This window comes from Demequina sp. (assembly GCF_024642165.1).
In the GTDB taxonomy this organism is placed as follows: Bacteria; Actinomycetota; Actinomycetes; order Actinomycetales; family Demequinaceae; genus Demequina.
This window is the reverse complement of the sequence record NZ_JAHEBP010000004.1, coordinates 1-17,450: the sequence shown is the minus strand read 5'-3', so window position 1 is coordinate 17,450 and position 17,450 is coordinate 1. Positions and strand designations below refer to the sequence as shown.

General features: G+C 72.0%; 15 protein-coding genes. 12 read left to right on the top strand and 3 right to left on the bottom strand.

Features of this window, described 5'->3' with window-relative positions; genetic code table 11:
* Nucleotides 1-79 precede the first annotated feature (79 nt).
* Nucleotides 80-1,180, bottom strand: a complete 1,101-nt coding sequence (locus tag Q0L54_RS00855) for a hypothetical protein (protein WP_296664637.1) — start codon at nt 1,178-1,180, stop codon at nt 80-82.
* Nucleotides 1,181-1,538: 358 nt separating this feature from the next.
* On the opposite strand from Q0L54_RS00855, the gene Q0L54_RS00850 reads away from it, so the two are divergent.
* Nucleotides 1,539-2,216, top strand: coding sequence for an ArsR family transcriptional regulator (locus Q0L54_RS00850; protein WP_296664636.1), 678 nt, complete (start codon nt 1,539-1,541; stop codon nt 2,214-2,216).
* Nucleotides 2,217-2,240: 24 nt separating this feature from the next.
* Nucleotides 2,241-2,651 (top strand): phosphotyrosine protein phosphatase, encoded by a 411-nt coding sequence (locus tag Q0L54_RS00845; protein WP_296664634.1) that lies wholly within the window; start codon nt 2,241-2,243, stop codon nt 2,649-2,651.
* A 66-nt stretch (nt 2,652-2,717) separates the two neighbouring features.
* Here the strand turns inward: Q0L54_RS00845 and Q0L54_RS00840 are convergent, their stop codons facing one another.
* Entirely contained in the window at nt 2,718-3,248 is a 531-nt protein-coding gene (locus Q0L54_RS00840; RefSeq protein ID WP_296664632.1) for a hypothetical protein, read from the bottom strand.
* Between the two features lie 241 nt (nt 3,249-3,489).
* On the opposite strand from Q0L54_RS00840, the gene Q0L54_RS00835 reads away from it, so the two are divergent.
* The 7 genes from Q0L54_RS00835 (at nt 3,490) to Q0L54_RS00805 (ending at nt 11,447) form a co-directional block, all read left to right on the top strand.
* On the top strand, nt 3,490-6,357 hold the full coding sequence (locus tag Q0L54_RS00835; RefSeq protein ID WP_296664631.1) for an FAD-binding and (Fe-S)-binding domain-containing protein: 2,868 nt from the start codon (nt 3,490-3,492) through the stop codon (nt 6,355-6,357).
* A 37-nt stretch (nt 6,358-6,394) separates the two neighbouring features.
* Entirely contained in the window at nt 6,395-7,549 is a 1,155-nt protein-coding gene (locus Q0L54_RS00830; protein ID WP_296664630.1) for a Gfo/Idh/MocA family oxidoreductase, read from the top strand.
* Nucleotides 7,550-7,556: 7 nt separating this feature from the next.
* The gene (locus tag Q0L54_RS00825) at nt 7,557-8,201 is read left to right on the top strand and encodes an SGNH/GDSL hydrolase family protein (RefSeq protein ID WP_296664628.1); all 645 of its coding nucleotides are present in this window, start codon (nt 7,557-7,559) and stop codon (nt 8,199-8,201) included.
* Between the two features lie 50 nt (nt 8,202-8,251).
* Nucleotides 8,252-8,803 (top strand): YdcF family protein, encoded by a 552-nt coding sequence (locus Q0L54_RS00820; RefSeq protein ID WP_296664626.1) that lies wholly within the window; start codon nt 8,252-8,254, stop codon nt 8,801-8,803.
* A complete protein-coding gene (locus Q0L54_RS00815; protein ID WP_296664625.1) occupies nt 8,785-9,510 on the top strand; it encodes an SGNH/GDSL hydrolase family protein in 726 nt (241 codons plus the stop codon). The genes Q0L54_RS00820 and Q0L54_RS00815 overlap by 19 nt, the downstream gene beginning before the upstream one ends.
* A 130-nt stretch (nt 9,511-9,640) precedes the next feature.
* Complete coding sequence (locus Q0L54_RS00810; protein ID WP_296664623.1) at nt 9,641-9,910, top strand: hypothetical protein; 270 nt, start codon at nt 9,641-9,643, stop codon at nt 9,908-9,910.
* 76 nt (nt 9,911-9,986) lie between these two features.
* Complete coding sequence (locus tag Q0L54_RS00805) at nt 9,987-11,447, top strand: sugar transferase (protein WP_296664621.1); 1,461 nt, start codon at nt 9,987-9,989, stop codon at nt 11,445-11,447.
* A gap of 30 nt (nt 11,448-11,477) precedes the next feature.
* Here Q0L54_RS00805 and Q0L54_RS00800 read toward each other — a convergent pair whose 3' ends face one another.
* Nucleotides 11,478-13,652 (bottom strand): polysaccharide biosynthesis tyrosine autokinase, encoded by a 2,175-nt coding sequence (locus Q0L54_RS00800; protein WP_296664619.1) that lies wholly within the window; start codon nt 13,650-13,652, stop codon nt 11,478-11,480.
* Nucleotides 13,653-13,854: 202 nt separating this feature from the next.
* Here Q0L54_RS00800 and Q0L54_RS00795 point away from each other — a divergent pair, with 202 nt between their 5' ends.
* The 3 genes from Q0L54_RS00795 (at nt 13,855) to Q0L54_RS00785 (ending at nt 17,342) form a co-directional block, all read left to right on the top strand.
* Nucleotides 13,855-14,775 (top strand): glycosyltransferase, encoded by a 921-nt coding sequence (locus tag Q0L54_RS00795; RefSeq protein WP_296664617.1) that lies wholly within the window; start codon nt 13,855-13,857, stop codon nt 14,773-14,775.
* A 2-nt stretch (nt 14,776-14,777) separates the two neighbouring features.
* Nucleotides 14,778-16,037, top strand: coding sequence for a hypothetical protein (locus Q0L54_RS00790; RefSeq protein WP_296664615.1), 1,260 nt, complete (start codon nt 14,778-14,780; stop codon nt 16,035-16,037).
* 129 nt (nt 16,038-16,166) lie between these two features.
* The gene (locus Q0L54_RS00785) at nt 16,167-17,342 is read left to right on the top strand and encodes a glycosyltransferase (RefSeq protein WP_296664613.1); all 1,176 of its coding nucleotides are present in this window, start codon (nt 16,167-16,169) and stop codon (nt 17,340-17,342) included.
* Nucleotides 17,343-17,450 lie beyond the last annotated feature (108 nt).

Sequence of the window (17,450 nt, the reverse complement as noted above, 5' to 3'; positions counted from 1 at the left end):
CCGGACACGAGGAAGCCCGGCGGTCCACCGACCTGCTGAGGAAGGTCAGCGGCCCCGCCGGGCCCTCGTCACCGGGGGATCAACCGGTGTAGGTGACCTCGGCCTTCACCGCAGTGGCGGCCGGGGCGTTCGTGGCGGTAGTGACGGGAGCCTTGGTACCGGTCTCGCTCATCACCACCAGGATCGTGGACTTCGGTGCGGAGGCGCACTCCGTGGAGGGCTTCGGGTAGTTGACGTAGAACGTCTTGGTGGGGTTCACCTGGACCTCGACCTGGGTGAGTTCCGCGCGGGTCCACCCGAAGTTGTCGTTGCCCACGTCGACCCAGCTGCCGAGCGTGGAGTCGTACTCCCAGCCCGGCCACGCCGTGGCCTTGCCGTCGCCGTCGACCGTCGCTCCCGGCCACAGCACCGTGCCGGCGCCGATCGCGACCGTGGTGCTCCAGTTGTCGCCGTCGGGGTTGACGAAGGTGATGGTCGCGGTGTCCTTGCCGCCCAGCTTGCCGTCCGGGTCGTTCACCACGATGTCGTACATGAGGTACGGCGCCTTCGCGGTGCACTGCTCGGTGACCACCGACGCGTCGATGTCGGGCTCCTGAGTCTCCTCCGGAGGCGTCGACCCCTCCTCGCAGGAGGCGGCCTCCTCGGCGGTGAAGTCGCGCGTCGTGTACTCGACGCCCGACTGCGCGGAGGGCAGCCATTCGTCGTCCACGAGGCTCCACGTGGTGGAGCCGAACTCGCGGGTCAGCGTGACCGCCTCGTCGCCACACTCCCACGCCTGCTCGGTCCACTCGCCCATCCAGGACGAATCCTCGGGCCGCTCGCCGGGCTGGTCGACCGGCGTCTCGTCGGGGACGCTGGGCGTGGGGCACGCCTCGGTGCCGGTGTAGCGCTCGCCCTGAGCGGTGTTCTCGTCCGTGACGTCGGCGACCACGTAGGAACGGCCCTGGCCGTCGTTGAACCACTCGCCCGCGGTGGCGCTCGCGTCCACCGCGATGGGGTTCTTGCCCGGCTTGAGCACCTCGTCGACGTCCGGAGTGCCGGAGTACACGCAGACCCAGACCTTGTGGACGCCGTCATTGCCCGGCTGCGGCCCGGTGGGCTGCGTGGCCGATGCCGGCGCCGCGATGGCGAGGACGAGGGCCGCAACGGCGGCGCTGATCGTCAGATTCCTCAGCTTCACTTTCGTGCCTTTCTAGGCAGGAGGAAGCGCTGCACACCCTCAGCGATGTGATCCGATCCCCCGGCTAGGACCATCGTCTTGCCCGGCCTGAGGGCCGTCAACGAGCCCCGGAACGCCGTATATACCTCTGGGGTTCATCTATACGTGCGTGAAGGATGTGACAGAAGGGAATCGGTTATCGGCTCAAGTTCGAGGCTGTGAGGGCCGAGAAGGCGGTCTCCGCGGCCGGAATCGTCGGTGTCCGAATTGCAGGATTTGCAGGGTATTCATGCCCGCCGGGGTGTCGCGGGACGATGCGCTCGCCGGCGAGGCTGCGCTTCGGCAGGTACCTCAACGCGAGTTGAGATAAACTGGGCGCGTGACCTCCCGACTGGCCGTGCTCGCCGCGCTGGCCGATCCTCACCGGCTCGCGGTGGTCGACGCGCTCGCGGACGGCGACCTGGCGCCGGGCGAGCTGGGCCTGCGGACGGGCCTGAGCTCGAGCCTCCTGGCCCATCACCTGCGCGCGCTCGAGGACGCCGGGGTGGTCGAGCGGCGCCGCTCCGATGCCGACGGCCGGCGCGCCTACCTGTCCCTGCGGTGGTCGGGCATCGTCGAGGCCGCGGTCTCCGCCGGCACCCTGCGTCCCCACGCGGTGGTCCGCCCGCGCCGCGTGGTGTTCAGCTGCACGCGCAACTCCGCCCGCTCTCAACTGGCCGCCGCGATGCTCGCCGCGGAACGCATCGTCCCGGTGGCCTCGGGTGGCACCGCGCCCGACCGGCGCGTCCACCCGCTGGCCCTCGACGAGCTCGACCGCCGCGGACTCGAGCCGGCGTCCGTCTCCCCGGCGCTGCTGGACACGGTGCGTGAGGACGGCGACCTGGTGGTCGCCGTGTGCGACACCGCGTACGAGCGCGCGGGCGCGGACCTCCACTGGTCCGTCGCGGATCCGGCGGTCGACGCCACCGCTCGGTCCTTCGCCGAAGCCTTCGACGCACTCGCCCCGCGGGTGCGTCGCCTGGCCGCCACGCTCGCCGCGGCGGCACCCCGTCCCTGAGTCACCCCACCCGAGAGGATCGACATGTCCGACACCCCCGCAGTCCTGTTCCTGTGCGTCAAGAACGGCGGCAAGTCCCAGATGGCGCTGGGCCTGTTCGCCCACTACGCGGGCGATCGCGCCACGGCCTGGTCCGCCGGCTCGGAGCCGGGCGGGGCACTGAGCTCCGGCGCGGTCGCGGCGATGGCCGAGGTGGGCATCGACATCACGCACGAGCACCCCAAGCGCTGGACCGACTCTCAGCTCCATGAGGCGGACGTGATCGTGACGATGGGCTGCGGCGATGCATGCCCGTTCATCCCCGGCAAGCAGTACGAGGACTGGGCGATCGAGCCCGGGCCCTCGGACGCGCAGCGCGACGAGATCGACGGGCGGGTGCGGGACCTCATGATCCGGCTCGGGATCGAGCCGGGGGAGCCGGTGGTGGCGCTGTAGCGCCGATGCGCAGCGAGAGGGGGCGGCGGGCGCCGTCCCCCCTCACCTCCTGCGCAGCGTCCCGACCTAGCCGGTGTACCCGGCGTCGGACAGGACGGCCGTGGCCGCTGGGGCCTCGTTCTTGGTGCCGGATTCGCCCTGCACCTCGACCTCAGGCGACGGCGTCACCGTCGGCTCGGGGGTCACGATCGGCGTCGGTGTGACCGAGGGCTCGGGTGTGACCGAGGGCTCGGGCTCGGGCTCGCGCGGCGCGGGGCAACTCTCGATGCCCGGCTCGCCGGTCTGGCCGCCACCGTTCCAGTCCTTGATGCCGATGACGATGGATTGGCCGTGCTGGTCCGCGAACTCGAAGCCGAGGATGGCCTCGGTGACCGGGCCGGTCCAATCCGGAATGGAGTGCACGTCTACGGCGATGGGGTTGTTCCCCGTCTGCAGACGCTCGTCCTCGAAGGGTGTGCCCACGTACTTGCACACGAACACCTTGTGCGTGTCCGGCCCTCCGGTGTCGCGGTCGTTGCCGACCGCGAAGGCGGCCGTGCCGCCTACTGTCACGAGTGCGGCGACCCCAGCGGCTGCCAGCACCCCCCTCGTCTTCATAGTTCCCTCCGGTGCCGGGGGGACACGGGGGTTCGACGAATCTCAGCTTCCCCCGGCACCTTCCATCGTCCGCCGGTGCGTGGGATGCTTCACCCGGATCCGGAGAGCACTGTTAACGGATGTGACAGAAGTCAACTGATGTGACGGATGTGACATCTCCCGAGGCCCACTCGTGACCCCGCGGCGCCGCCATGGTCCCGGACCATCGACCCTGGCGAGCGGCGCGGCGGCGGGTGGAAGAATGGCGCGCGTGACCATCGCCGCCGCCACCGCCCAGGATTCCGCGACCCGCGACCTCGTCGAGGCGCTGCGCGCGGCCATGGACGGAGAGGTCGACGCGAGCGCCCGGCGACGTGCCGAGTACTCCAGCGACGCCTCCAACTACCGGATCCCGCCGCTCGCCGTGGCCTACCCGCGCGGCGCCGACGACCTGCTCGCCGCGCTCGCGACCGCCCGCGAGGCCGGCGTGCCCACCACGGTGCGCGGCGGCGGCACATCCGTGGCGGGCAACGCGATCGGTCCGGGGCTGGTGCTCGAAGTCAGCCGCCACCTCACCCGCATCCTCGACGTCGACGTCGAGGCGCGGACGGCGCGCGTGGAGCCGGGCGTGATCCTTTCCCAGCTGCAAGCGCGGGTGGCCGGCCACGGGCTGCGGTTCGGGCCGGACCCGAGCACCTCCACGCGAGCCACGCTGGGCGGGATGATCGGCAACAACGCGTGCGGCCCGCACGCCGTCGCCTTCGGTCGCACGGCGGACAACGTGATCGCGCTCGAGGTGATCGACGGGCTGGGCCGGCGTGTCACCGCCGGCGCGCGCGGGGTGGCAGCGGTCCCCGGGCTCGAGGAGCTGGTCGCCGCCAACCTCGCCCTCATCCGCAAGGAGTTCGGGCGCTTCTCGCGCCAGGTCAGCGGCTACTCGCTCGAGCACCTGTTGCCGGAGCTGGGCGGCAACCTGGCGCGCTTCCTCGTGGGCAGCGAGGGCACGCTCGCCACCACGCTCGAGGCGACCGTGCGCTTGGTGGACGTCCCGCCGGTCCGGCTCACCGCGGCGTTTGGGTATGAGGACATGCCCGCGGCGGCCGATGCGGTGGTGGGGATGCTGCCCCACCGCCCGCAGGCGGTCGAGGGCCTCGACGCCCGGCTGGTGGCGCGCGTCGCCGGCGCCACGGGAGCGGTGCCCGACCTGCCCGAGGGCGCGGGCTGGCTGTTCGTCGAGGTGGGCGGCGACACCGAGGCGGAGGCCCGCGCCACGCTCGCGGCGCTCGCCGCGGACTCCGGCACGCGGCAGTGGCGCGAGGTCGAGGACCCGAAGGAGGCCGCCCGGCTCTGGGCCATCCGTGCGGACGGCGCCGGCCTGTCGGGGCGCACGCCGGACAACAAGGAGGCCTGGCCGGGCTGGGAGGACGCCGCGGTGCCGCCGGAGCGCCTGGGCGCCTACCTGCGCGACTTCGACACGCTCATGGAGCGGCACGGCGTGACGGGCCAGCCCTTCGGGCACTTCGGCGACGGCTGCATCCACGTGCGGCTCGACATCCCGCTGCGCGAGGACGGCCGCCCGCTGCGGGCCTTCATGGACGATGCCGCGGCGCTGGTGGCGTCCCACGGCGGCTCGCTCTCGGGCGAGCACGGCGACGGCCGGGCGCGCTCGGAGCTGCTGCCCGCGATGTACTCCCCGGAGGCGATCGGCCTGTTCAAGGCCGTCAAGCACCTCTTCGACCCCGACAACCTGCTGAACCCGGGCGTGATGGTGGACCCCGATCCCCTGGACGCGAATCTCAGGCGCCCCGCCGCGCCCCACACGTCCGGCATCGGCCTGTCCTTCCAACACGATCACGGCGACATCGCGGAGGCGGTGCACCGCTGCACCGGGGTGGGGAAGTGCCGCGCGGACTCGATCGGCTCCGGCGCCGGGTTCATGTGCCCCAGCTACCAGGCCACGGGGGACGAGAAGGACGTCACGCGCGGCCGTGCGCGGGTGCTGCAGGACGCGCTGAACGGCACGCTGATCGGCGGGCTCACGGCGCCGGAGGTGCGCGAGAGTCTGGACCTGTGCCTCAGCTGCAAGGCGTGCTCGTCGGACTGCCCCAGCGGCGTGGACATGGCGGCGTACAAGTCCGAGGTGCTGCACCAGACCTACAAGGGCAAGGTGCGCCCCGCCACGCATTACTCGATCGGATGGCTGCCCCGCTGGCTCAAGGTGGTGGGACTCGCGCCCGGGGTCGTTAACGCGTTAATCAGTCCCGCACCGCTCCAGCGCCTGGCCGTGTCGATCGCCGGCATGGACACGCGCCGTCGGCTCCCGAAGTTCGCCGTCCCGTTCCGTCGCTCCGAGGTGGCGCGCCGCCGCCGCGCCGATCCCGCCCGCGCCACGCGCCTGGACAACCTGGTGGTGCTGTGGGCGGATTCGTTCACGGACGGCCTGGACCCGCAGATCCCCGCCGCGATCGTCGAGGTGCTCGAGGACGCGGGGATCGACGTGGTGGTGGTCGCGGGTGACGCCTGCTGCGGCGTCACGTGGATCTCCACCGGCCAGCTCGACGCCGCCAAACAGCGCCTCGAGCACCTGCTGGAGGTGCTGGGCCCGTGGGCGGTCAACGGCGTGCCCATCGTGGGCGTCGAGCCCTCGTGCATCGGCGTGCTCCGCGGCGATCTCACGGACCTGCTGCCGGAGGATCCGCGCGCCTACGCCGTCGCCCAGCAGACGGCGACGCTCGCCGAGGTGCTCACCGGGCGCACGGCGGTCAAGGTGCGCGAGGGCTGGCGCCCGCCGCGGCTCGACGATGTCACGGCCGTGGTCCAGCCCCACTGCCATCAGTACTCGGTGATGGGCTACGCCGCGGACCGCGAGCTGCTCGCCCGCGCGGGCGCCGCCGTCACCGAGACGTCCGGCTGCTGCGGGCTGGCCGGCAACTGGGGCACGGAGAAGGGCCACTACGAGACGTCGGTGAAGGTCGCCGAGAACTCGCTGCTGCCCGCGCTGCGCGCGGCGCCCGACGGCGCCATCTACCTTGCGGACGGCGTCAGCTGCCGCACCCAGGCCGACGACCTCGCGGGCGTCCAGGGCCGCCACCTCGCGGAGCTGCTCGCGGAGCGCATCCGCGCGCGATAGCGTCGCCAGGGTCCCCGCTTCCCGAAGGAGCACGCGCATGACCGCACCGGTTCGGTTCGCGATCGTCGGCACGGGCTGGCGCACGCGGTTCATGCTGCGGCTCGCGGCGATGGCCCCGGACCGCCTCGAGCCGGTGGCGATCGTGGGCCGCACGCCTCAGCGCGCGCGCGAGGCGCTGGCTGAGGCGCGCGCGGCGGCCGCCCCCTTCTCCGCGCATCTGACCGATGCGCTGCCCGCGGACGGCCTGGGCGAGGCGCTCGCCCGCCGGCCCGACTTCGTGGTGTCCGCCGTGCCGTGGGAGACCAACCCCGAGGTGATCCGTGAGGTGGTCGCCACCGGCACGCCCGTGCTCGCGGAGACGCCGCCCGCGCCCGACCTCGACGGCCTGCGCGCCCTGTGGCGGGACACGGGCGCGTCGGGCCTGGTGCAGATCGCCGAGCAGTATCCGCGCATGCCCGGCCACGCCGCGCGGCTGGCCGTCATCGAGGCGGGCGTCATCGGCGCGCCCTCCGCGGTCGAGCTGTCCTCCACGCACCTCTATCACGCCGTCTCGCTCATCCGGACGATGCTGGGAAGCGGCCGCCCCGAAGGCGTCACCCGGGCGACGGTCACCGCGCGCTCGTTCACCGCGCCCGCCCTGGACCCGCTGACGCCCGACGGCTGGGTGGGCGGCGCACCCGGCACGCCGGAGCACCCCGGGACGGGCCTCGACCCGCAGCCCCGCTCCACCACCATCGCCACGCTCGACTTCGGCGACGCCGGCTTCGGGCTGTACGACTTTGTCGACAACCAGTGGTGGAACCCGACGCTGCACCGGCGCATCGTGGTGCGCGGCTCGCACGGCGAGATCGCCGATGATTCAGTCATCCGACTCACCTCCGACGGCCCCGTGACCTCGCACCTCGAGCACCGGCGCACCGGCGTGGACCTCAACCTCGAGGGCAACGCCCTGGTGCACACGTCCTTCGACGGGCGGGTGGTCTACCGGAACGCGTGGCACCACAGCCGCATGTCGGAGGACGACCTGGCGGTGGCGCAGATCCTCGAGGACATGGGTCGCTGGACCCGCGGCGAGGCGCCCGAGCCTTATCCGCTTGCGCAGGGGCTCTGGGATCACGCGCTGTCGCTGGCGATCCTCGACTCGGCGCGCACCGGTGCCGACGTTCGCGTCGACGAGCAGCCGTGGGGGTGACGTCTCCATGCGGGTGAAGGGCGCCGCGCTCCTGCTGGCCGTGGCGCTCACGGCCTGCGCGCCCGGCGAGGGCGCGGGCGGAGCCGCCTCGGCCGACGGCTGCGCCCAGGGCGCCGCATCGTCCCCGCTGCGCGTCGCGGTGGTGGGCGACTCGCTGTCCTACGGCACGTCCGCGGCGTTCACGCCGGATGGTCTCGACGAGTCGTCGTACGTGTGGTGGGCGCTGGGGGACGATGCGGTGCTCGCGGGCGGCACCGCCGTGCCGGGTGCCACGTCGCTGGACCAGCGCGAGCGGGCCGGCGCCGTGGACGCGGACGTGCTGATCCTGGCGCTCGGCACCAACGACCTCGCCTGGGGCATCGCGTTCGACCAGACCTCGCAGGCGTTGAGGGATATCGCCGCCGTGGTGGGCGCCCCACGCGTGCTCCTGCTGGCGATCCCCCCGCTCGACCCGGAGATCGACCCCACCACGCCGGTCTACAACAGGCAGCTGCGGCGCCTCGCCGACGCGGAGGGCTGGACGTATGTGGACGCGCCCGCGGGCGCGCGCGAGGGTGACGGCTGGGCGGCGGGCATGACCGGGGACGGCGTCCACTACACCGTCGCCGGCGCGCGGATCGTGGGCGAGGCGGTGGCCGCGGCGCTCTGTTAAGGCCCGGGCGCGACACATCCCCGTGACACGGCCGCGCTACTGTGCGGCTCGTGGGACGTGTACTGAGGATCGCGGCCGCGCTCGCGGCGGCCATCGCCGCCGTGGCGATCGCGGGCGTGCCGCTGTACGTGCTCCCGGCGCGCGACGAGCCGCGAGCGGTCGACGCGGTCTACGTGATCGGTCCTCCGTACGACCCGCGGATCGAGTTCGCCGAGGGCATGATCGAGGATGGTCTGGCCGGCGCGCTGGTGGTGTCGATCATCGACGAGCCCGTGCAGCGTGCCGCCTTGCCCGAGGCGGCCGACGCGTGCGACGGCGCGCCGCGCGCGTACCCGGTGCACTGCTCTCAGCCGGACCCGTTCACCACGCGCGGCGAGGCCCGCTGGCTCAGCGATCTGGCGACCGAGCACGGCTGGGACTCGGTGGCGGTGATCACCACCACGCCGCACATCACGCGCACGCGGGTCATCATGGAACGATGCTGGGACGGCGAGATCTCCTACCTCGACTCCGGCGAGCCGTTGGGGCTCGCGGCGTGGGCGTATCAGTACGCGTACCAGTCGGCGGCGTTCGTCAAGGTGGCGTGGGAGCAGGGTTGCTGACGGGCCGCTGGGCGCTCGCCATCGTCGCGGCCGCGACGCTCGCGGCGTGCTCCCCGTCGATGGCGGCATCGCAAGCGACCGTCTCGCGAGATGCGACCACCGCATCGTCCCCGCCGGCCGCGGCCGCGCAGGCGACGCCGGTCGAGGCGCAGGAGCTCACAGCCTCAGGCCCCGTGACCTTCGCCGTGGTGGGCGACTCGCTGTCGCTGGGCAACAGTCCGGACTTCGACGGCGGCGTTGCGGGCAACCTGAGCTGGGTCTACTGGGCCCAAGGGGACGATGCGACGTTCGTGGGCGGCACGGCTGAGGTGGGCGCGGCGTCGTGGTCGCAGGCCCGTCGCGCGGTGCCGATCGACGCGGATGTGCTCGTGATGGCGCTCGGCACCAACGACATGAGCGCGGACGCGAGTTTCGCCGCGACTGCGGAGGCGTTGACGCAGATCGCGGCCACCGTGGGCGCGCCTCGCGTGCTGGTTCTCTCGGTGCCGCCGCGTCGCTACGAGCGCGAGCCGAGCACCGTCGAATTCAACGGCTGGCTTCAGGGGCTTGCCGCGGAGCACGACTGGCAGTTCGTGGACGCCGCCAGGGTGGTTCGCGACGGCGATACCTGGGCGGATGGCATGACGGGCGACGGGATCCATTACTCCAACGAGGCGATCCCATTGGTAGGTGCATACGTGGGCTTTGCGCTTCGAGCGGGCGGCTAGAATCCGCCGGAAGCACGAATCCTGCGTCGCGAAACGCCCCAATGGAAAATATGGCGACAAAACGGACATGCGCTGTTACAGTCAAGAAGCGAGGGCAGGTCAGGGGGGCTTGCACCGCAAACGAGGGGAATTGAACGCAATGATCGGTCGCACCATCGCAGCAGTATCCATCGCGGGGGCCATCGCGCTTGCCCCGGCCGTCGCCTACGCGGACGCGTATCCGTCGGAGGGCAACGAGAACAACTCGGGCTCTCTTAACACTGGGGGAAGCACCGACACGTTGTCGAACACGGGCTTCGAGAGCGTCCCCATGGCGCTCGGTGCGGGGGTCCTCCTCGTCGCCGGTGCCGCAACAGTCGTCATCGCTGCTCGTCGGACCTCGGCCGGCACGCGATCCTAGACACGATGCCGGCGTCCCGTCTCGACGGGACGCCGGCATTGCAGTCTGTGCGAGGTGAATGAGCTGGGGGAGCTCCATGTCGCTTGATTCCATCGCGCCTGCGGGCGTGGGGGCGAGGCCCTGGGTGAAGACCATCCAGCGCCGCATCGGTTTCACCGATGCCTTCGTGGTTGCCCTCATCATGGTCGCCGCGCACGGCGTGCGCTTCGGGTGGGACCCTTTCACCACCCTCGTGGGGCCGTCAGGCCCTGCCTACTGGTGGGTGACCGTCGCGGTCTCCGTGCTGTGGCTGCTCCAGCTCGGATGGACCCGCTCGCGCGACGCCCGCATCCTGGGCCAGGGGCCCGAGGAGTACCAGCGCATCGGCACGGCCGGCTGGCGCACCTTCGCCATCGTGGCCATCATCGGCTTCCTCACCCAGTGGCACATCAGCCGCGGGTATCTCCTGTTCGCGCTGCCGCTGGGCACGCTCGTCCTCTTCGGCTACCGCCGTGCGTGGCGGATGTGGCTCGGCGAGCAGCGCCGCTTGGGCAACCTTCGCCAGCGCGTGGTGATCGCGGGGCCCCGCCGCACGGTCGAGCAGATGATCGGTCGATTGCAGGCGGGTGACCGCGAGCATGGCTACGAGGTGGTGGGCGTGTGCCTGCCCGGCGGCACGTCGGTCACGCTCTCCGGTGACCTCGCGGACATCCCCGTGCTCGGGTCGATCTCCGGCGCCGCCGCGGCCGCCAACGGCGCCGGGGCCGAGTACATCGTGCTCGCCGGCACTGAGGAGGTGTCGCTCCAGGAGGCGCGGCGCCTCGAGTGGGCGCTCGAGGATTTCGGGATCGGCCTCATCGTCGCGCCCAGCCTCTCGGACGTCGCCATGCCCCGGGTGGCCGTGAGCCACGTGGCCGGCCTGCCGCTCATGCACGTCGACCCGCCGCGCTTCAGCGGTCCCAGCCGCGCGCTCAAGACGGCCGCGGACAAGGTGGGCGCGCTCGCGATCCTCGCGGTGCTGAGCGTGCCGCTGGTGGCGATCGCGATCGCCGTCAAGGTCAGCAGCCCGGGCCCCGTACTGTTCCGGCAGCGGCGCATCGGCCTCGCGCACCAGCCGTTCGAGATGCTGAAGTTCCGCACCATGTACATCGGCGCGGAGACCCGCCTCGAGGGGATCCTCGAGGACAACGAGGGAAACGGCGTTCACTTCAAGATGCGCCAGGACCCTCGGGTGACGCCCGTGGGCCGCTTCCTGCGCCGCTTCTCGCTCGACGAGCTCCCTCAGCTGCTCAACGTGGTCAAGGGCGACATGTCGATCGTGGGCCCGCGCCCGCCCCTGCCCCGCGAGGTCGAGATGTGGGACGAGGACGTCTCGCGGCGCCAGCTGGTCCGCCCGGGCATCACGGGCCTGTGGCAGGTCAGCGGCCGTTCGGACCTGTCGTGGGAGGAGAGCGTGCGGCTCGACCTCCACTACACGCAGAACTGGACGCTCGGGCTCGACACCATCATCGTCCTGCGCACAGTCTGGGCCGTGGTGGCCGGCCGCGGGGCGTACTGACGCTGCTGGCGTGTTACCGCCGGCACCCTGCTACTTGATGCGGGGCCGGGACGGCGTGCGCGGGGTGCGCAGGCTCGGCTCGGGCTCGTCGTCCTCGACCAGGCGGGGGACTTCGACCTCGTCCTCGCCCAGCGATTCCGCCTCGAGGTCGAGCTCGTCCAACTCCTCCCCGATACGGTCCAGGTCCGCATCGGAGTCGTCGGTGTGGTTGTCCTTCGCGTCATCGGCCTCATCGTCGTCGACGTCGGGCACGGCGATCGAGTCGTCGTCCTCGTCCCACGGTGGCGCCCCGGCATCCGCGTCGGCCGCGCCCTCGGGCGACTTGGCGGTATCGGCGTCGTCAACGACTTCGTCGGCCTCTTCCTGAGGGTCCTGGTTGTCGCCGGACGCGTCGGGCGACTCCGTCACCTCCGAGGTTTCGTCGGGAGACCAGGCGGCCCGCTGCTCGCCCTCGGTACCGGCGTCGACCGCCGCCACCTTGCGGCGCCACCCCCACCGCCGGCGGGCATCGTTGCGGTCGGCGGTGGCCTCCTGCGTGTCCTCGGCGGCCTCGGCCGTCGTGTTCTTGGCCCCAGCCTCGTTGGCCCCGGAGTCCTCGGACGCAGGGTCCTTGGCTTCAGGGTCCTTGGCTTCAGGGTCCTTGAATGCCGAGCCCTTGCCCCCGGTGCCTTTGGCGCCGGAACCCGTGGCGCCGGAGCCCTTGACTTTGGTCTCCTCGACCACGGCTGCGTCGCTGGCGGCCTCGCGCTCTTGGGCCCCGCCGTGCGAGCCCCCGTCCGACTTCTTCTTGCTCTGGCGCTGCAGAGGCCAGGACACGCGGAGGCGCCTGCTCGCGGGGGCCTTTTCGGCGCTCTCATACGCGTAGTCGTAGCGGCGGTAGCCGTAGCTGTCCGCGCCGGTGGTGGGCACCATGGACAAGATCACCCCGGATGCGGGCACGCCCACGTTCGCGGCGGCCTCGAGGGCGCTCCGCAACTCGGGGACGTGCGCGCGGCCGATCGCCACGACTACCACGGTGCTGCCCACGTGCTGCGCGAGCACGGCGGCATCGGTCACAGGAAGGAGCGGCGGCGCGTCGTAGATGACCACGTCGAAGTCCTCGTCGAGCCGGCGGACCACTTCGGCCATGGCGGGCGAGCCCAGCAGCTCGGAGGGATTGGGCGGCAGTTGGCCTGCCGGCAGCACGTGCAGGCCGGCCGGTCCCCACGACTGGATGGCGTCGTCGAGCTCGATGCGGCCGATGATGACGTCCGAGAGGCCCACGCCGCCCTCGAGTCCCATGTACTGGGTGATCTTGGGGCGCCGCAGGTCCGCCTCGACCAGAATGACGCGCGCCTGCGCGTCGGCGAGGGCTATCGCGAGGTTCGCGGCGGTGGTGGACTTTCCCTCGCCCGGGACCGAGGACGTGAGGACGATGCTCTGGCTGCCCTGACCGGATCGGAGGAACTGAAGGTTGGTGCGCAGGCTGCGGAAGGACTCCGCGAGGATGCTGTGGCTGTCGTCTTGGACGATGAGCGGACGGGTGCGTGCGCGGGGGTCGAACGGGATGCCGCCCAGCACGGGCACCGTGGTGATGCGGCGCACGTCCCGCTCGGTGTGCACCTTGGTGTCAAGCGCCGATCGCAGTAGCGCGGCGGCGACTCCGAGGCTGAGACCCACCAGCAGTCCGATCGCGATGTCGACCATCAGGTTGGGGCTGGTGGGTACGCCTGGCTGCTCGGCTTCCTGGGCGATCTTGAGGGCCACCGGCGACGCGGTCATCCCTTCGGTACGCTCCCACGTCTCCACCACGATGACCAGCTGGCGCGCGGTCTCCGTGGCGAGCGCCGCCGCGGAGGCCGGATCGGGCCCGCTCGCGGTGACGTCGATGATGGTGGTGTTCTGCGGCGAGCTGGCGGAGACGCGACCGCGCACGTCCGGCACCGAGGCATCGAGCCCGAGCTCCTCGATGGTGGGCTCGAGCACGGCGGCGGTCTTCACCAGATCCGAATACGTCTGCACCCGCTGGAGCGTGAAGGAGTTGCCCTGTGCGAGCTCAGCGGTGCTCGCGGCGCCGGTGGTGGAGACGAACACCTTCGCCTGGGCGGTGTAGACCGGCGTCGCCAGGGTCGCGTAGGACCACCCGGCGAACCCGCCGAGCATGGTGATGACGACGATGAGGATCCAGTTCTTTCGAACGATCCTCAAATAGTCCCGCAGCTCCACGTTCGTCCCCCCTGCAGTTCAGTCGCGCCGGCCATTCCCTCGTGGCCGCGCGCCGTGAACCCCACACGTTGATGCATGGCCCATTCGGGGACCCTACCTCAGCGGGGTGGCCCAGCGGGAGGGGGGACCTGAAGTCAGGCAGGAGGGGGTGGGCGCGGATCGACCCCTTCAAGTGTGACCGATTTGTGCATATCCTGCACCCATGGGGGAGCGTGAGCTGGGGTTGGTGTCCGTCGTGATACCCACGTACAACGTGGGATCCATGGTGCGTGAGGCCGTCGACTCGGTGTTGGAGCAGACGTATCCCCTGCTTGAGGCGCTCGTCATCGACGATGGCTCGACCGACGACACGATGACGTACCTCCACGACATCGAGGACCCGCGGCTGCGCATCGTCTCCAAGCCCAACGGCGGCGTGAGCTCCGCGCGCAACCTGGGTGCACAGGTGGCGAGGGGAGAGTTCGTCGCCTTCCTCGACGCGGACGACGTGTGGACCCCGACCAAGCTCGAGGAGACCGTGCCGCTGCTCGCAGAACACGTCGCGGTAGGCAGCATGATGCGCTACATCGACGAACAGGGCCGCCGCCTGCGATCCGCGGCCGGCGAGGACCCGACGGTGGGCGATGCCCCGGCCCGCATCCCGCGTGCCGAGCTGATGCCGTTCCAGACGTCGAGCATCGTCTTCCAGGCCGATGCGGTGGCCCAGGCGGGGGAGTTCGACACCACGCTGCGGCTCGCGCAGGATCTCGACTTCTTCGCGCGCGTGGCGCGCCTGGGGTCCGTGGGCTATGTGCCTAAGGCGCTCGGCGGCTACCGGCTGCGCACCTCCTCGGTCAGCAGCCGCGACTACGCCAGGCAGCGCAAGAACATGCGCTTCATCCAGGCCCGGCTGCGTGCGCGTGACGCGGGCGGCGACCTCACGTGGGAGGACTTCGACCGCGACTACGCGCCCTCGTTCCGCACGCGCAGGCTCGACTACGCGGCCGAGGCGTACCGCGCCGGGGGCCTGGCGCTGTCGCAGGGGCACCGCAGCGGCGCGCTCCATCTGCTGGGCGCGGTGGCCGCCTCGCCGGGCTACTCGGTGCCGCGGCTGGTCCGCCACGTCCGGGCGATGCGCGGCTAGGGATGCGCACCCGGCTCACCGGCGGGGCGCTGTCGCTGGCGGATGCCGGCACGGCCTCGGTCGCGACCTTCGTCGCGAGCCTTGTGGCGCTGCGCAGCCTCGACGACCCCGAGCTGGCGCTGTACGCGCTCGTGTTCGCGGCCCTCACGGCGCTGATGATCGCGCCGCAGTACATGCTGTACATCCCGCAACGTCTGCACGCGAACCGCCAGCCGCAGGTCCGGCGCACCAGTTACCGCGCCGACGCGCGCGGTGCGGTGCCGTACGCCGCCGTGACGGCGGTGGGTGTGTTCTTGGCGGCGCTACCGCTGCGCGGGGGGCTGTCCGACCCGTCGGCGTATGTGGCGATCTGTGCCACGGCGGCGGTGCTGTCCGCGCTGTCCCCGTTCCAGGACCACATGCGCGCCTCTCTTCACGTCGCGGGGCGGCACGGCAGGGCCGCGCTCGTCTCGGCGGTGAACCTGGGCGTCGTGAGCGTGATCTTCGTGGCGGTGGAGTGGGGGCCGCAGGGTCCCGCGTGGTTTGCGTACGCCGCCCCGTTCGGTTCGTTGGTGCTGGGCAACCTGGTGAGCATTGTCGCGGGCTACGGCCTCCACCGGGCCGTGACGGTGGTCGAGCACCGCGACCCGATCCTGTTCCGCACCTCCCTGCTGGCCGCGTCGACGGGCTTCGCGCGGCAAGGAGTGGCCTATGTGGCCAACCTGCTGGTCGCGGCCATGATTTCGGCGTCCGCGCTGGCGGCGCTCGAGACCGCCCGCGTGGCGGCGCAGCCGGTGCTGATCCTGGGCATCGGGGTCGCGTCCTTCTTCATGCCGGAGGCCGTGCGCGCCATCGGGGCCGGGGACCGCCATCGCGCCGGGGCGATCATGCGGCGGCTCGTGGCGGTGGTCTCCGGAGCGGGCGCGGTGTACGCGCTCGCCCTGATCCCGCTCGCTCCACTGCTCGCGCTGGTGCTGGGCCGCCCCGTCGATGCCGGACTCGCGAGCGCGCGGGCGGGATCCTTCGCGCTGTCCTCGGCCGCCAACCCGTTCAACGCCTACAACATGGCGGAGCGGCGGTACGGCGTGGCGCTGGGCCTCACGGCCGCATCGGAGATCCCGGCGCTGGTGGTGCTGGTAGCGCTGATCCCGTCGCTCGGCGTGTTCGCGGTGCCGGTGAGCGCCTCGGTCTCGGCGGTGCTGCGCATCGCCCTCAACGTCATCTACCGCAACCGGGCGGATCGGCGTGCTGCCGCGCACACGCCCGCCGAGGCGGCGGCGTGAGCTCGGTGGGACGCCCTTTTCAGCGACCGACGGCGCAGGTAGCCTGGGCGCGAGGGGGCATCATGACCGATGCGGGACTGAGGGGACCGCGCGGCGGAGCGGTAGGCCGCGCGCGGAGCGGGTGCTGACGTGAACCGCGTGCTCGTGCTGCTCGCGTTCGCGTGCCATCCGGAGCAGGGCAGTGAGCCCGGCGCGGGCTGGGCTGCTCTCACGGTCGCCGCAGAGCTCTACGACAGCATCGTGGTGGTGACCGAGAGCCGCGACGATGGCCGCCTCACCGCGCGCTCGCGTGAACTGCCGGCGGAGGTCGCGGTCCACCACGTGGGCAGCGCGCGGCTCGAGAACTCGAGCGTCTACCTCCGCTACGCGGACTGGGTGGCACGGGCGATGCCCGTGATCGCAGCCGTGCGGCGCCCCGGCGTCGTGGTGGACATCCATCACGTCACCTACGCCGCGGACTGGCTGCCGACTCCGCTGGCGGTGATGCGCAAGGGTGACGGCGAGCGGTGGATCTGGGGCCCCATGGGCGGGTCGACCAGGCCGCCGCTGCGGCTCGCCGCCGCGCTAGGCGCCCGATCCGTGGCGTTCGAGGCGGTGCGGGCGGTCTCGGGGGCCGCGGGCCGCACCATCAACAAGCTGCTGTTGCGCCGCCGGGTGGACGCGTTGCTGGTGCTCAACCGCGACACCGCGCGCGCGTGGCGCCGCCTGCCGGTGATCACGCGCCCCAACGCGGTGGTGGACTACGAGCAGATGCCGGAGCCCGCGGCGGCGGTGGCGACGCCCCAGGCGGGTGCGGCGAAGGTCATGCTCTACGCGGGCCGCGGGGTGGACTGGAAGGGACTCCGGCTCGCGCTGCGCGCGTTCGCGCTGCTGCCCGAGGAGTGGGAGATGCACGTCGCGGGCCGCGACACGGCGGCCCTGGTGGAGCGTGAGGGCTTCGCGGGCCATCCGCGGGTGGTGCTTCACGACAAGGTGGACCGGGCGACGGCTCTGTCGATGATCGCGGCCGCAGACGTGTTCGCGTTGCCCAGCCTCCATGACTCCGCGCCGTGGGCGGCTGCGGAGGCGGCGGGTCTCGGCACCCCCGTGGTGTGCCTCGACCTGGGCGGCGTGAGCGACCTGGCGGGGACGCTGGCGCGTCCGGTAGCGGCGCGTCCGGTGAGCACGCTTCCGTCCCGGCTCGCGGCCGCCGCCGTGGCCGCCGCGGAGGAGTCGCCGCTGCCCGACAGGCCGTGGACGTACGAGGCGATGCTGGAGTTCATGGAGAGCGTCTACGGGCGCGCGCTTGTGGGGGAGCGCGAGTGACAGCCGCCATGCCGGCGGCGCCCGTGGACGCGGACGCTCGGGACGCAGCGGCCGCCGGCAGCGCCGAGCTGCTGCGCCTCGCCGTCGCGTCGAGCGGGGCGCTGCGGG

Coding starts and splice junctions, on each gene's coding strand:
- Q0L54_RS00845 (WP_296664634.1), top strand. CDS start 2,241: ATGTCCGACACCCCCGCAGTCCTGTTCCTGTGCGTCAAGAACGGCGGC.
- Q0L54_RS00825 (WP_296664628.1), top strand. CDS start 7,557: ATGCGGGTGAAGGGCGCCGCGCTCCTGCTGGCCGTGGCGCTCACGGCC.
- Q0L54_RS00830 (WP_296664630.1), top strand. CDS start 6,395: ATGACCGCACCGGTTCGGTTCGCGATCGTCGGCACGGGCTGGCGCACG.
- Q0L54_RS00840 (WP_296664632.1), bottom strand. CDS start 3,248: ATGAAGACGAGGGGGGTGCTGGCAGCCGCTGGGGTCGCCGCACTCGTG.
- Q0L54_RS00795 (WP_296664617.1), top strand. CDS start 13,855: ATGGGGGAGCGTGAGCTGGGGTTGGTGTCCGTCGTGATACCCACGTAC.
- Q0L54_RS00835 (WP_296664631.1), top strand. CDS start 3,490: ATGGCGCGCGTGACCATCGCCGCCGCCACCGCCCAGGATTCCGCGACC.
- Q0L54_RS00790 (WP_296664615.1), top strand. CDS start 14,778: ATGCGCACCCGGCTCACCGGCGGGGCGCTGTCGCTGGCGGATGCCGGC.
- Q0L54_RS00805 (WP_296664621.1), top strand. CDS start 9,987: ATGTCGCTTGATTCCATCGCGCCTGCGGGCGTGGGGGCGAGGCCCTGG.